The organism is Pseudomonas sp. B414, assembly GCF_055408445.1.
Genome location: NZ_JBUZTQ010000049.1, coordinates 1 through 13,499, shown reverse-complemented (window position 1 = coordinate 13,499; position 13,499 = coordinate 1). Strand labels below are relative to the sequence as shown.

Sequence of the window (13,499 nt, the reverse complement as noted above, 5' to 3'; positions counted from 1 at the left end):
CCGCTGGGGGGGTAGTCGGTTATGCGGTTGGTGGTGTAGTCGCGTCGGTTTTCGCCTGCGCTTCCTGCTTGGCTAGCGCCTTGCGGGCACCTTCAAGCTTGGTACCGACGCCGATAGCGTCATGCAGCGCGATAGCGCGCTCCATGTGCTTGATCGCCACCGGCCAGTCACGGCGATCCATCGCCAAAATGCCGAGCAACTTGTGGTAGCGAGCTGGGATGCGCTCGTACAACGCCCATTCACCGTCCACACGGGGCAGCAGGTTGCTCAGGTACGGTTCCGGACTGCGCTTGGCCTTGTATTCAGCTTCGGCCCAGTCGATCACCTCATCCGCCACGAAGGTCGGAATGTCCCGGTTGAAGCGTTCCGGCAATGCCTGGTCTTGAGAGATGGCGAAATCGGCCAGCTCCAAGCCCTTTTCAAAATCGGCGGTGTCGAACAACCAAATCAGGACGTACATCAGCACCGAGTTCGGGAAACTCAATCCGGAATCGCGGTACCGCTGTACGTATTCTTGGTATTTAGGCAGCAGCTCGTCGCGCTTGAGCTGACGGCGCAGTTCGTGGCTGTTGATCTCGCTGATACGAGCCAGATCAACCACCAGGGCGTCTTCCATCAACTTGAGGTGCTTCTGCCCATTCGCGGGGCTGGTCAGCGCAGTGGCAGAGGAATACACCTCTGCCTTGGCACCGGCGACAGTGGCCGCTGGGCCTTGGGCGAGTACGCGACGTTTGTGCGCCAGTGCCAGGCTCATCAGACCAGCTCCACTTTTTCAGCAGCCGCGAACTTGCCCAATTGCTCGATCACATAGCCTTCGTTACGGGCGTTGTAATCTTCCATGCGCGAGCGCTTCGGGTTCTCGATCAGGTGACGACGCCAGCTGCTGTCCTGGAAATAGATCGACAGGTTGTCCCAGCTGGTGACCACCACGGCGTTGGCCGGGAAGTGCGGGACGGTGAAGGTCGGCAGGCCGCCATAGGTCGCGATGACTTGGGCGCTTTCGATGCGTTCTTTCTCGGTGGGTTTGCCAGCCTGGTTGGAATACAGCTTGGCCTTGTCAGCGGCCAAGAGGTCGCTGCCCACGATCGCAATCAGATCACCGCCGTCACGGAATACCGTGTCGATCATCTGTTTAACGTCGTGCACCAGAGCGTCGAGGTTTTCGTAATCGCCGCCGGCACCCAGGGTGATTTTCCCAGCAGTCGCGCCTTCCTCGATCACCTGTTCCGGAATCTGCTCGCGGGCGATCTGCAGCCAGCCTTTGTTGACGTCCTGCAGCATCGGGCTGGTGGCCAGGTTGGTTTGTGCAGCAGCCAGAACGCCATGCCAGCCAATCATGATGCGGTCCAGAGCGATCTGCTTCTGCACGGCAGCCGAGTAGCGCTCAGCGAAGTCGGGGAACTTGGCCCAGCTGTCGATCTTCGCGAACGGCAGACCCACGTCCGATTCGGTGGAGAACAGTTCGTAATCCAGACCGTTCAGGTCCGTCACGTCCTTGGCTTCGCGGTCTGTGGTCTTGGTGTTGGTGCGGCTGGTCACAGGGCCATTCACGCCCAGCATGACCTTCTGACCCTTGATCTCGGTAACCGGTACGACGTTGATGCGCTCCAGGAAGTCGGCACGCTCGGTGATCTTGTCGTTCAGTTCCTGGGCGATGGTCGGGTCGACGTTGAACTGACGCGATACATCGACGCCGTAGGTCTCGGCGATCGCTTCGCGCAGTTCGGAGTACTGCTTAAGAGCACGCTGGCTCAGGGATTGCTGGCTCATGTCAAAGCACCCGCTTTTTGGCGTCGGAGGTGGTACCGGTCGTGCGCGGAACAACGCGGCCTGCCGGGGTGCTGAACGCCTTTTCGAGCAGCTGCTCAAGGCGATCGAGACGGGCGCTGTCGCTGCCCTTGCGAGCGAACTCGCCTTCGGCCTTAGCGTCAGCAACGATGGTGTCAACAGCAGCTGCCACGTCATCGACCTCGGCAACAACCGGGTCGACGACATCTGTCGTAGCAGGCTCGATTACAGCAGCGAGGCCGGCGGAAACGAGCGTTAGCTGCTCGAGCAAGGCCTTCAGCGCCTTGGCTGTAGCTTCATCCATTGGGGGGTTCTCAGTTGGAGTGGTGGGTGTCGAATCGGTGGCTGGTTCAACCGCAAAGCGACTGAACAGCCGAGTCAGCAAACCCGTCAGCTTGCTGATTTCTCCCACAGGCTCTTCTTCGCTCAGCGCGCCTAGGGGCAACGCAGCCGCGTAGTGCACTCGTTTACCGGTGCGGCGGGAAAAGTAGAGTTCCTGGGTACCCAGGCTGGCCGGTGAATCGGTTACTGCCAGGCCGGTCAGATAGGCTTTGCCGGTGTTGGCAAAGTCCGGGGTAATTTCGATGCTGGTAAACAGCTTTTCGCCCTGGTCATTGAGCGACAGCAGGCGGTCGTTGGGCTTCAACTGGGCTTCCAGTGCAACCTGGCCTTCTTCAAGGCCTTCAACGCCTTCCACCAAGCGCACGGCAAATACGGTGCCGTGGGAGCCAAACCAGCGTTCGTGCTCGGACCAGATCACAGCGGTATAGGTGGCGGTGCTGTAGGTCTCAGCGATATCACGCAGTTCCTGGGGAAGGATCACGCGGCCATCAACGGTCGGGCCGCTGGTGGCGACACGTTTCCAGAACGAAACAAGGGAACGGGGCATGGCGTTAACTGCGCTCAATCGGTGAGTTGAGCCGCCAAGATAGGGAGCCGCTGCGCCTCCAACAATTGATTCACTTTTGCGCTGGTCCTATTTTCGCGATATAGGACGAACCCGGATTTTAACCCCGCGTTTCCTGCGTTTTCGCCGCATAGACTGCGGCCATGCCATACGCTCCCGAACTTAAAGAAGCCGCCAAACGCCTCTATTTACGCCGCTGTAAGCCGCGTGAAATTCAGGCGCAGTTATCCCTGCCCAACATCCGGATCGTTTACTACTGGATCCGCCAAGGTGAATGGGACGACATGCTGTCGGATGAAGAACCGCTGACTGCTGTCAGTCGGCGGATCACACTCATCCTGGATAAACAGACCACCCTGACCAAAGGCGACCTGGACGAACTCGACCGGCTGACCACGGTGCGCGAGCGCCTGGCCAAGCAATGCGCCAAACCGACACCGATGCCGGCGGTGGATCCGATCGAGGACGGTGGCCACCGCCGCAACGAGCAGCGCAGCGAACGTCGGGATAAAGGCGATCGGGGCGACAAGGGCGGGAAGAAAAAGCAGAAACCGGTGAAGAACGACGTCAGCGACCTGACCGAAGTCGACTTCCTGGACAAGTTCATCAGCAAAATGTACGGCTATCAGAAAGAGCTGTACGCCGCGAAGATCAACCCGCTGACTGCGCGGATCCGCAACATCCTCAAAAGTCGCCAGGTGGGCCTGACCTACTACTTCGCCGGCGAAGCGTTCATGGATGCGGTGTTGACCGGCGACAACCAAATCTTTCTGTCTGCCAGCCGCGCCCAGTCCGAGATCTTCCGCAGCTACATCATCTCGTTTGCCCAGGCATGGTTCGGCCTGGAGCTGAGCGGCAACCCGATCGTGCTCAGCAAGGATGGTAAGCCGTGGGCAGAGCTGCGTTTTCTCAGCACCAACAGCAGCACCGCCCAGGGCCACCACGGGCACGTGTACGTCGACGAATATTTCTGGATCCGGGATTTCGAGAAGCTGAACACCGTGGCCAGCGCCATGGCGACCCACAAGAAATGGCGCAAAACCTACTTTTCTACGCCCAGCGCGGTGTCGCACCAGGCGTATCCCTTCTGGACCGGTGAGAAGTTTCGCAACAGCAAGCGTAAGAACGCCAAAGAGCCATGGCCCAGCGATAAGCAAACATCGGCAGGCTCGCTCTGTCCGGATGGCCAATGGCGCAAGGTCATCACCATCCTGGATGCGATCGCCGGAGGCTGTGATCTGTTCGACCTCGAGCAGCTGCAGCTGGAGTACGACGAGGACAAGTTCCAGCAGCTGTTCATGTGCAAATTCATCGACAGCACCCAGAGCGTGTTCCACCTGGGCGATCTGGAACGCTGTTACTCCGACCTGTCGCTGTGGACCGACTACGACCCTGACGATCCGCGCCCATTTGGCAACAGTCCGGTCTGGATCGGCTACGACCCCAGCCGCACCCGCGACGATGCGACGTGCGTGGTCATCGCCCCGCCGCTCGAGCCGGATGGCAAATTTCGGATTCTCGAGAAACACAGCTGGCGGGGCCAGTCGTTCAAGTACCAGGGCGAGCAGGTCAAGCGCCTCACCGAGCGCTTCAACGTCCAGCACATCGGCATCGACACCACGGGCATCGGCTACGGCGTGTTCGACATCGTGCGCGACTTCTACCCGCGTGCGACCTCAATCCACTACAGCCTGGAGACCAAGAACAGCCTGGTGCTCAAGGCGCAAGACACCATTGTTGGCAGCCGCATCGAGTGGGACGCCGGCTGGAACGACATCGCCCAGGCCTTCCTGACGATCAAGCGCGGGGCCACTGGCAGCGGTCAGATCACGTACAGCGCATCACGCACCGACGCCACCGGTCACGCCGACGTGGCCTGGGCAATCATGCATGCCCTGGCCAATGAACCCCTCAACACTGACAAAAAACAACGTAGCCGCTACGTGTTCAGCAACTAAAGGCCCCCATGACCAAGCGAAAAGTGACAGACCAACCGAATCAACCCAAGCCCCCTACCCGGTCGTTCGCGTTCGGAGATCCCGAACAGGTACTGGTTGGCAGCATGGGCAACTACCTGGGCGTTTTCGCTTCGGAGGATGGCCGACTTTACAAACCGCCGGTATCCCGCCAAGGGCTGGCCAAGCTGCTGCGCGCCAATGCGCACCACGGCGCTATCCCCAAATTCAAGCGCAACCTGTTGCTGCGTGAATTCATCCCGTCCCAGGGCTGCAGCGTGGCCACCATCGGGCGCGCGGGGCTGGATTTCGTGGTGTTTGGCGAGGCGTACCTGTATCGCAAGCCCAACCTGCTGGGCCAGGTGCTGGAAATGCAGCACCTCCCGGCGATCAACATGCGGGTCAAGGTCGACGGCGGGTATGTGATGTTGCTGCCCAACGGCAAGGAAATGGAATTCGACCAGGACGAGATCGAGCACGTCATGGATTACGACGTAGAGCAGGACATTTACGGCGTGCCGGACTATCTGGGTGGCATGCAGGCCCTGTTGCTCAACGAGGCCGCAACCCTATTCCGCCGCCGCTACTACGCCAACGGCGCGCACGCGGGTTATGTGTTCTACACCAACGATCCGAACCTGACCGAGAAGGACGAAGAGAACCTGCGCGAGCAGATCTCCGGCAGCAAGGGCGTGGGCAACTTCCGCTCGCTGTTCCTGAACATCCCGGGCGGGGCCGAGAAAGCGGTACAGATCATTCCGGTCGGGGATTTCCAGGCGAAGGACGAGCTGGAGAAGGTCAAGAACATCACACGTAACGACGTGATTGCCGCCTGGCGCATGAACCCCGCGCTCGCCGGGATCATCCCGGAAAACAGTGCTGGTTTCGGCGATATCGAAAAGATCGATCGGGTCTACACGAGCAATGAAATTAGACCGATCTGTCAACTTTTCAGCCAACTGAACGATACCTTGCGGGATGACAGGCGGATTGCCTGGAGAGAAGCGCCAGCAGCAGTGGAAAACACTACATCCAGTGTCTAGAGCAGGCAATGCCACTACATAATGTGGCAAAATAGTAGCAATTGGCTGGCCCTGGGGAGGGACGCAATGAGGATCACATGTAAGTGCGGGCACAGAGGGCGGATTGCTTCAAGAGATCAGCTTTCCAATGACTTCGCCAAGTTGTATTGCCAGTGCCTGGACGCAAAGTGCGGGCACACCTGGGTGGCAAATCTGACGTTTTCGCACACCCTCAGCCCGTCGGCACAAGCCATGGACCGGCTCCTTTTCGACAGCCTCAAGAATATGTCACGGGCGAAACAGCGGGAACTGTTCGATCAGCTGGGGGCAGCGTGATGGCGCGGGAACGCCAGCCACAAGGGCCAGCGCCTGATGCAACTTAAGGACAAGCGAGGTGGTTAGGTGATTGCTTGGTTGATTCCAGGGCTGTCAGGAATTTCCGAGAGTACTTCTGTCATGCGTCTCACCCGCTGCTGATCATCGTCAGACATTCGCCGGTAAAGCCTAATCAACCGCAGCTCCAATGCGGTAATTGGCTGCCAATCATTTTCACGGGACTCGTTGTAACTGCCTTCAAATTTAGCTCGATCCAACATGCGTACTGCTCCATAGGTGCATGAGTGAATCGACTTTATCGGGCGGTTTAGAGCCTTAGGACAGAGGGAGCGCCACAAGTGTTAGCAATTTGTCACAGCCTAATTCAGGCCACGCGCTTCCATCACTGCCATGGCATCGAGCAGCCGACGAATCGTTTTCTGGTCGTCTTCCGGGATGCTGCGGTATTTCTGGATGATGGAGTTTTCTACCTCATTCAGCGATGCCTCGGTGGCCATAGTCCGTTGGCCGGTAAGGATATAAGCGACATCAAACCGGTTCTCTTTCAATGCGCGGCTGAGATACCACGCAGGAGCGTCACTGCTTCCAGATTCGTAGTTGGCCTGAGTCCGCTTCGAAATTCCGTAAACCTCCGCGACCTGATCCTGGGTAAGCCCACATCTCTTCCGCTCTTCCCGCAGTCGCGAGCCGATTTCTTCCGAATCGTGCAAAATTTTTCATCCTAGATATTTACAAATGCACAAAGGTGCATCATTCTGCATTCCCGACCACATGAAAATGCATGGAATTGCACTATGCCGAACGTATGTATCAGTGAGCAAGCCCGCCAAGAGGCGCGGGAAGCTTTGGAACGAAAAGGCCAGACAGCGAAAGACTTCGCTGAGAAGCACCAATTGAATCCCAGCACCGTCTACGCAGTGCTGAGTGGCCAGAGCCAGTGTCGACGCGGGGAGGCACATCGAGCCGCCGTGTTGCTGGGGATCAAAGACGGCGTGATTGCACAGTAATGGCACGAACTCTCAGGGAAAAGCAGAACATGAAAAGCCCAGTTCTAAAGACACGCCGCGAAGTCGTCAGCGCAATTATCTGCAGCTATCCAGGCGGTCGCGAATGCGCTGCAGCACGCATCGGTTTGGCATTGAAGAAGTTCGATAACCACGCCTACGAAAACAACAACAGCCGGCCGCTGACAGACGCGCAGCTGTATCAGCTCGAGCAGGAAGCAGGCACGCAGCATTTCCCCAACTACGTAGCGTCGATGTATGGCGGCTTATTCGTTGCGGTGCCGGATCCAGAAACGAATGACGTCGTAGAAATGTATGCGTTGTCGGTTAAGGTCGCGGCAAAGCGTGGCTGTGTTGATCAGGAGATTGCCAAGGCGCTCGCAGACGGATGCATCAATGCTGCCGAAGCTGAGCACATCCTCAATGCACACAACCTGCACATGGCCGCACGCCACGCCGAAGTGCTGGCAGCCATTGACCTCTACCGCGCCAAATCAGGGGCAGCCCAATGAACAATGCGCCTGCAGTACAGGAATATCAGGACGTGCTCAAAGCCGCCGCCCTGGCCTTTCTCGATCGTCATCACTGCGAACACCTGGGCAACGACCAGCAGCTGATCGCTCGGACCGTTCGCCACCTAGTGGCCGACTATGATGTGCTGACGCAAATGGCGGAAAAGATGGTTCACCTGGCCTACAGCGACATGAACGCAATCCGCGATCGCCAGCGCCTCGACATCCGCAATAGCACCGCCACCCACTCGGTCATCGTTGACCCAACCACCGGCAATGCCTGGGCAATCCCGGTCAGCCTGATCTATGAACGCATCATCAACGCACCGGACAACGGGCGTTACCGCTTAGCCAACTCGTAACACCAACCCTACAAATTGCCTGCCCCACACCCCGTGGGTTTGGGTGAGCTTTGCCTGATACCGAGGTTTCACTATGGGAAACGCCGTGATTGTCACCACTCAAATGCCTCCGGCCCACGCCGAAGCGCTACTGGCTGCCGTACGTGCGCAGTACCTGATGAGCCTGAATGAACACTGGTACGCAGACGAATATCGCTACGTCCCTCAGATCGCAAGACATAAATCGATCCTCGAAAGATCCCCTGTGATGGCAGCCCAGAAAAGTCTGATGGCAGCCTTATCCCTCAGCCTTAAAGCAGTGAAGTAATCATGAGAGACGATCTCCGTCACGACGTCCTGCAGCGCATCGAATCCGATTACGGTTTAAAGCACCGGGCCGGCACGACTTACATGCGAGGAGGCACCTGCCCCAAGTGCAATAAGAAAGAGCTGTACACACGTTTCGATAGCCCATGGCAGCTGATTTGTGGCCGTCAGGAAAAGTGCGGCCACACAGTGCATGTGAAAGAGATCTACGACGACCTCTTTGAAGACTGGAGCAAGCGCGCCCCTGCCACCGAGAGCTCCCCGACAGCCACCGCCCGGGCATACCTTGAGTTCGCCCGCGGCTTCGACATCTCGCTGATCGGTGGCTGGTTCACTCAAGAAACCTTTTACTCCAGCCATGACCAGGCCGGCAGCGCAACGGTACGTTTCGCTCTGGAAAAGGGCGGGTATTGGGAACGTCTCATCGATCGGCCTGCCCGCTTCGGCAAGATGAAGGCGCGCTTCAAACCAGGTGAAACCTACCGTGGTGTGTGGTGGTGCCCGCCGTGTGTTGACCTGCTCGAGGTCAACGAAATATGGATTGTTGAAGGCATTTTTGACGCTATCGCACTGGTGCACAACGGTCTTTCAGCCGTGTCTGCCATGTCCTCTAACGCCTTCCCTGAAGAGTCCCTGAAGGCACTGCTGCGCGATCGAACCGACAAGTTGCCGAAGCTTGTATGGGCTCTGGATAACGAACCCGGTGCGCATACCTACACCCGGCGTTGGGTCCGCCAGGCGCGTGAAATGGGTTTCGTTTGCGAGGCAGCGCAGATTCCTCAGCGTGACGGTCGCAAGTTCGACTGGAACGACCTGCACCAACGCTGGGCCTTCATTGAGGGTGATGAGAAACGCGCTGCCCAGATCGCTATCGAGATCAAACAGATCCGCCACCAGGGCGCGTTGCTGATTGCTGAGAGCGCCGCCGAGAAGGCGTTGTTGATGTACGACTGGAATAAGCGCGGCGAATTTCACCTGGGCTTTGGCAGCCGCCTCTATTGGTTCAAGTTGGACATGGAGAAATACAACCGTGCTGTCCAGGATCTCGAGGACAGTGAACAGCACGACGACCAGCTGCTGAACCAAGCGCAAATGCGCGAAAAAGCACTGCAGCAATCCGGCAGCGTTGTAGAGATTGCCAACTGCTATCCGCAAGCCCTTTACTTCCAGCGTAACGAAGTCACCGATGAGTCCTGGTACTACCTGCGTGTGGACTTCCCCCATGACGCCGGCAGCGTCAAGAACACCTTCACCAGCGGCCAGCTCGCCGCCGCCAGCGAATTCAAAAAACGACTGCTCGGGATGGCCGCTGGTGCCATGTACACCGGCAGCGGCCAGCAATTGGACAAACTCATGAAAGACCAGCTCTACGGGATCAAAACCGTTTCCACCATCGACTATGTCGGCTACAGCAAGGAATACGATTGCTACATCTACGGGGACGTGGCCATCAAAGATGGCAATGTTTACCCGGTGAATAGCGAAGACTATTTCGAGTTCGGGAAAATGCGCCTCAAGACCCTGCAGAAGGGCGTGCCAGTGAAGCTGCAGCGCGAGTCGAAAGGCTACGACGAGGAATGGCTAAGGCTGCTCTGGATCTGCTTTGGCGCGCAGGGGATTGCAGCATTGTTATTTTTCTTCGGCTCACTGTTCTGCGAGCAGATCCGAGCCCGTTATCAGTCGTTTCCGTTCCTGGAAGCGACGGGCGAAGCCGGGGCCGGTAAAACTACCCTGCTCAACCTGCTGTGGAAGCTGCTGGGCCGTGAGGGCTACGAGGGGTTTGACCCGATGAAGTCCACCAAAGCTGGCCGGTCCCGGCTGATGGGACAAGTATCGGGAATGCCGGTTGTCTTCCTCGAGGCCGATCGGCACGGCGACGACAATGTGCACGCCAAAACATTTGAGTGGGACGAGCTGAAGGACTTCTACGGCGGCGGCACGCTGGCCACTAAAGGCGTTAAAACAGCCGGAAACGAAACTTATGAGCCCCCCTTTCGCGGCACGATCGCCATCAGCCAGAACGCGGCTGTGGTCGCCCATGAAGCGATCATGACGCGGATCGTGAAGCTGCACTTCATCCGCCCGACAGTTACGCCCGAAAGCCGCATAGCTGCAGATCAGTTGAACGCGCTGGACGGCAAGATGCTCAGCCACTTTCTGCTTCAAGCGGTGCGCAAAGAGTCTGCGGTGATGGAACTGTTCAGCCAGAAGATGCCTGAACACGAAGCGAAATTGCGTCGCCTGCACTCCCACTGCTTTGAGTGCGGTCACTGCTACCCGGCTGAGACAGGCAACTGCAGCAAATGCGGCAACGCTATCCGTGGACAGATTCGTGTAGAGCGAATCAGCAAAAATCATGCGCAGATGCTGGCGCTCCTCGATTGCATCCGCCTCGTCGTTCATCTGAGCGACGCGCAAGTGCACGCTACCCGCCGCCAGATTGCCGAAATGGCGCTGGAGCGACAGAGCACAAGCAACGTGGATCACACCTCCGTGACCGAGTTTTGGGAAGCCTATGAATACCTCGAAAACCTCAGCTATGAGCCGGTCGTAAATCACAGCAAGAACGAAGATCTGATCGCTATCAACCTCTCTGAGTTTGCGGAAATCGCGTCGGAGCACCGCCAGCAAATCGACATGCGCGCGTTAAAGAAAATGCTCAAAGACTCCCGTACACACAAGTACCTGGGACAGAAGTCTGTGGACAGCGCCGTCCGCGAAGCAAGCAGCGAACGAACCAAAAACTTCGACAAACCCAAGTCGGTTTATTGCTGGGTTTTTGAGGCCTGAACTGGAGTGATACCGATGCAGATTCAAGTGATCAACGAGCGGGAGCGGGACACGGCCATCGCAGAGATTCGCCGGCTGAACTCGGTTATGGCCCAGTTCGGTGACGAGAGCAGAACCGTATTCGCCGAAGCCTATGGCGCAGACGGCTTGGTCGACGCGCTGGAGATACGTGCCAACCGTGGCCAGCTGGAAATTCTAGTTTTGGACTGCACCAGGTTACAGATCCAAGCCGTCCTGGAGTGGCAGGCCTGCAACGACGAAGGGGAGCTAGAGGATTTGGTAATTCACCTGGTGCGAAAGGCTTGAGCCGAACCACCGGTTATTGACGCCGGATAGCGCCGGTAAACGAAGAGTGTCGAGGAGTTCGCACCTCCCCGACACCAACCACTGAAAGGAGCTACACCATGGAAGCACAGCAGCTAATCAGCAGCGAAATGAAGGCTAACACATTGACCTATGAGGGCGCTCAGACGGCGCGGCATCTGATGGCCATCCGGATCGTCGGAACAGCGTTGTTCGATTACCAGGTGCGGAAAACCCCCGACGCGCGGATCCGTCTCGAATCTCTCACCACCATGGCCCAGCTGCTCGGTGACCTCACTGCAAACGAGGCTGCTGTTGTGGCCCAACTGTTGGAAAAACCTGTAAACCTTGGAGCACACGCATGACCGAAAATAAGCGCTTGATAAATCCGCCCCGTGGGTTTCACCCTAATCGAGTATCCGATCTGCTGGTGATCCTCATGGCAAATGTTGAAGAGGCTTTGCTCGATTCAGGTGCAACTCCAAACGTTGATTACAATAGGCTCGACCTACTCCAAGCAGCTACGCCGTTTGTAGTGAGCATGTTCAATGACAATACTGTGGAGTTCGTCACTGAATGGCCGGATCTGCAACATGACGATCAAAGGGGGTAACCAACGTGAGTAAGCTGGATCGTTTCATGCGGGAAAGGGACGTGATCGAGGTGACGTCTCTTTCGCACTCCACCATCTGGCGTGCCATGAAGGATGGGCGGTTCCCCCGGCCTGTACGGATCTCTCCTGGTCGCGTTGGATGGCGAGAATCTGCAATTATTGCCTGGCAAGAAAACCCGGCCATGTGGGGAGTCACGGAAGCCGCGTAAGCGGCTTCACTCCGCTTCAACAATGTTCTTCTGCAACCATAAAGACCAACGCTGCAAACCGCGCTGCTTTTCTTTGAAGTAGTCGTACCGGTCGTAGTGTTTGGACGACACATCGTTAAATGCGTGGCCCTGGATTCGATCACGCAATTCCTTTTCCAGGCCCGCTACCCCCATCAGCGTTTTGCAGGTCCGCCGAACATCGCGAAGAGTGAACGGGCCGTCGAACAGCTTTGTATGCCGACTGTAGAGTTTCGTCACCGCCCGGGACAGCGACTGCGTATGCAGCGGCTTGTCTTCCATTTTCCCCATGAACCGATAGGCACTTGTTTCGCTGATCTCATCCAGCGTTTTCAGACTTTCCCGCATCAGCCTGTTGTAAGGCACCGCGTGCAAGATCCGTTCACCGTCGCCGCCCTTGAGGTTACGGATGACCAGGTGATCATCGAAGTATTGCTTTCGGGTGGTAGCCAGCAGTTGCTGAGGACGCTGACCGCCCGAAGCAATCAGGAACTTGATCAACTCAGACGTCACAAGCGATAGCTGCTCGGGTAGCAAATTCCACAGTGACTTGAGCTCAGCAACGGACAGCGCCCTATTACCAGGCTGTTCCCAATCGGCCTGTACGGGGATGCTAGCCACCGGATTGTTCAGCAGTCCGAACTGAACCTTGTTCTGCAGATAATTTCGAGGGTTGTGCTCCTGCTCCAATCCCAACTGGAATGCAGCGTGAAGCTGCGATCGCACGCGGTTGCAGTAGGTGGTAATGCCCTTGTCGATCATCTTCGCAATGACAGTGCGTATCTCAATCGGGCCAATCATGGCGACCGGGCGCTGGACCATCTGCGGAAAAGGCCGAGTCACATAGCGTTCAAACGAGCTTTTCACGTCCTCGACTGACGCAGCACTCTCGGCCCGAAGCTTCGCGATGTAATTGTCCATGAGCTGCTGAAACGTACCAGCAGAAATCACCAGCTCCTTTTCATCCCGGCACTTATCCCTCGCAGCGGTCAGGCTCAACGCCGGCCATGTGCCCAGCTTTGTCAGTTTCTTTTTCCCACCTACGAAGCGTTGAAAATAAAACTCCTTGGTCCCATTTGGGCGGACCTTAAGCAGCATTACTCCCTCTCCCCTCGCAGTTCGCCCGTCCGAAGTCACGTATGGCTTTTCCCGTGGCTGGAGCGAGCGTATTTGCTTATCCGTGAGCATTGATTGCAGTTCCTGGTTGTTGGTGACAGTTCGTGGTGACAGTTAGCCGGTACCAAGATGGACTGAGCTGAACAAGCACCCAACTGTGCTTCACCCTGAGAGCCTTGATTCTACTGGGCTACTGGGGTGGAACAGTACCCCCAGAGGAGAGATGGCATTGCGCCACTGATAGTTTCCCAAGCTGAT

General features: G+C 57.3%; 17 protein-coding genes and 1 pseudogene. 12 read left to right on the top strand and 6 right to left on the bottom strand.

Translation table 11 applies throughout. The features are described from left to right. Window positions 1–19: 19 nt before the first annotated feature. The 3 genes from gpM to ACZRMH_RS24110 are packed head-to-tail and all read right to left on the bottom strand — an operon-like array spanning window position 20 to window position 2,677. Window positions 20–754 (bottom strand): phage terminase small subunit, encoded by a 735-nt coding sequence (gpM, locus tag ACZRMH_RS24120; protein WP_464015608.1) that lies wholly within the window; start codon window positions 752–754, stop codon window positions 20–22. Further along, window positions 754–1,770: a phage major capsid protein, P2 family gene (locus ACZRMH_RS24115; RefSeq protein WP_464015607.1), complete on the bottom strand. Its 1,017-nt coding sequence runs from the start codon at window positions 1,768–1,770 to the stop codon at window positions 754–756. Before ACZRMH_RS24115 ends, gpM begins: the two co-directional genes overlap by 1 nt. A gap of 1 nt (window position 1,771) precedes the next feature. Beyond that, a complete protein-coding gene (locus tag ACZRMH_RS24110) occupies window positions 1,772–2,677 on the bottom strand; it encodes a GPO family capsid scaffolding protein (RefSeq protein WP_464015606.1) in 906 nt (301 codons plus the stop codon). Between the two features lie 161 nt (window positions 2,678–2,838). Here ACZRMH_RS24110 and ACZRMH_RS24105 point away from each other — a divergent pair. The 3 genes and pseudogenes from ACZRMH_RS24105 (at window position 2,839) to ACZRMH_RS24095 (ending at window position 6,008) form a co-directional block, all read left to right on the top strand. Beyond that, window positions 2,839–4,903 (top strand): annotated as a pseudogene (locus tag ACZRMH_RS24105) (terminase large subunit domain-containing protein). Beyond that, window positions 4,830–5,693: a phage portal protein gene (locus ACZRMH_RS24100; RefSeq protein WP_464015627.1), complete on the top strand. Its 864-nt coding sequence runs from the start codon at window positions 4,830–4,832 to the stop codon at window positions 5,691–5,693. The pseudogene ACZRMH_RS24105 and the gene ACZRMH_RS24100 overlap by 74 nt, the downstream one beginning before the upstream one ends. A gap of 66 nt (window positions 5,694–5,759) precedes the next feature. Beyond that, window positions 5,760–6,008, top strand: a complete 249-nt coding sequence (locus ACZRMH_RS24095) for an ogr/Delta-like zinc finger family protein (RefSeq protein WP_343077474.1) — start codon at window positions 5,760–5,762, stop codon at window positions 6,006–6,008. Window positions 6,009–6,070: 62 nt separating this feature from the next. Here the strand turns inward: ACZRMH_RS24095 and ACZRMH_RS24090 are convergent, their stop codons facing one another. Both ACZRMH_RS24090 and ACZRMH_RS24085 read right to left on the bottom strand, forming a co-directional pair. After that, window positions 6,071–6,268: a hypothetical protein gene (locus tag ACZRMH_RS24090; protein ID WP_464015605.1), complete on the bottom strand. Its 198-nt coding sequence runs from the start codon at window positions 6,266–6,268 to the stop codon at window positions 6,071–6,073. A 99-nt stretch (window positions 6,269–6,367) separates the two neighbouring features. After that, a complete protein-coding gene (locus tag ACZRMH_RS24085) occupies window positions 6,368–6,718 on the bottom strand; it encodes a helix-turn-helix domain-containing protein (RefSeq protein WP_464015604.1) in 351 nt (116 codons plus the stop codon). A gap of 84 nt (window positions 6,719–6,802) precedes the next feature. Between ACZRMH_RS24085 and ACZRMH_RS24080 the strand changes: the two genes are divergently transcribed. The 9 genes from ACZRMH_RS24080 (at window position 6,803) to ACZRMH_RS24040 (ending at window position 12,107) form a co-directional block, all read left to right on the top strand. After that, window positions 6,803–7,015, top strand: coding sequence for a DNA-binding protein (locus ACZRMH_RS24080; RefSeq protein WP_464015603.1), 213 nt, complete (start codon window positions 6,803–6,805; stop codon window positions 7,013–7,015). A gap of 29 nt (window positions 7,016–7,044) precedes the next feature. Then, a complete protein-coding gene (locus ACZRMH_RS24075; protein WP_464015602.1) occupies window positions 7,045–7,524 on the top strand; it encodes a YmfL family putative regulatory protein in 480 nt (159 codons plus the stop codon). After that, window positions 7,521–7,886, top strand: a complete 366-nt coding sequence (locus tag ACZRMH_RS24070; protein ID WP_464015601.1) for a hypothetical protein — start codon at window positions 7,521–7,523, stop codon at window positions 7,884–7,886. Before ACZRMH_RS24075 ends, ACZRMH_RS24070 begins: the two co-directional genes overlap by 4 nt. 73 nt (window positions 7,887–7,959) lie before the next feature. Further along, window positions 7,960–8,193, top strand: a complete 234-nt coding sequence (locus ACZRMH_RS24065; protein ID WP_169880213.1) for a hypothetical protein — start codon at window positions 7,960–7,962, stop codon at window positions 8,191–8,193. A gap of 2 nt (window positions 8,194–8,195) precedes the next feature. Beyond that, window positions 8,196–10,982, top strand: a complete 2,787-nt coding sequence (locus ACZRMH_RS24060) for a toprim domain-containing protein (protein WP_464015600.1) — start codon at window positions 8,196–8,198, stop codon at window positions 10,980–10,982. A gap of 15 nt (window positions 10,983–10,997) precedes the next feature. Further along, window positions 10,998–11,288, top strand: a complete 291-nt coding sequence (locus tag ACZRMH_RS24055) for a hypothetical protein (protein ID WP_169880215.1) — start codon at window positions 10,998–11,000, stop codon at window positions 11,286–11,288. 98 nt (window positions 11,289–11,386) lie between these two features. Then, window positions 11,387–11,650, top strand: a complete 264-nt coding sequence (locus ACZRMH_RS24050) for a hypothetical protein (RefSeq protein ID WP_464015599.1) — start codon at window positions 11,387–11,389, stop codon at window positions 11,648–11,650. Further along, the gene (locus tag ACZRMH_RS24045) at window positions 11,647–11,898 is read left to right on the top strand and encodes a hypothetical protein (RefSeq protein ID WP_464015598.1); all 252 of its coding nucleotides are present in this window, start codon (window positions 11,647–11,649) and stop codon (window positions 11,896–11,898) included. The genes ACZRMH_RS24050 and ACZRMH_RS24045 overlap by 4 nt, the downstream gene beginning before the upstream one ends. A gap of 26 nt (window positions 11,899–11,924) precedes the next feature. Next, window positions 11,925–12,107 carry a helix-turn-helix transcriptional regulator gene (locus ACZRMH_RS24040; protein WP_262375070.1) on the top strand — a complete coding sequence of 61 codons (183 nt, stop codon included), beginning with the start codon at window positions 11,925–11,927 and terminating at the stop codon, window positions 12,105–12,107. A 6-nt stretch (window positions 12,108–12,113) separates the two neighbouring features. Here ACZRMH_RS24040 and ACZRMH_RS24035 read toward each other — a convergent pair whose 3' ends face one another. After that, on the bottom strand, window positions 12,114–13,313 hold the full coding sequence (locus ACZRMH_RS24035) for a tyrosine-type recombinase/integrase (protein ID WP_169880221.1): 1,200 nt from the start codon (window positions 13,311–13,313) through the stop codon (window positions 12,114–12,116). Window positions 13,314–13,499: the final 186 nt, after the last annotated feature.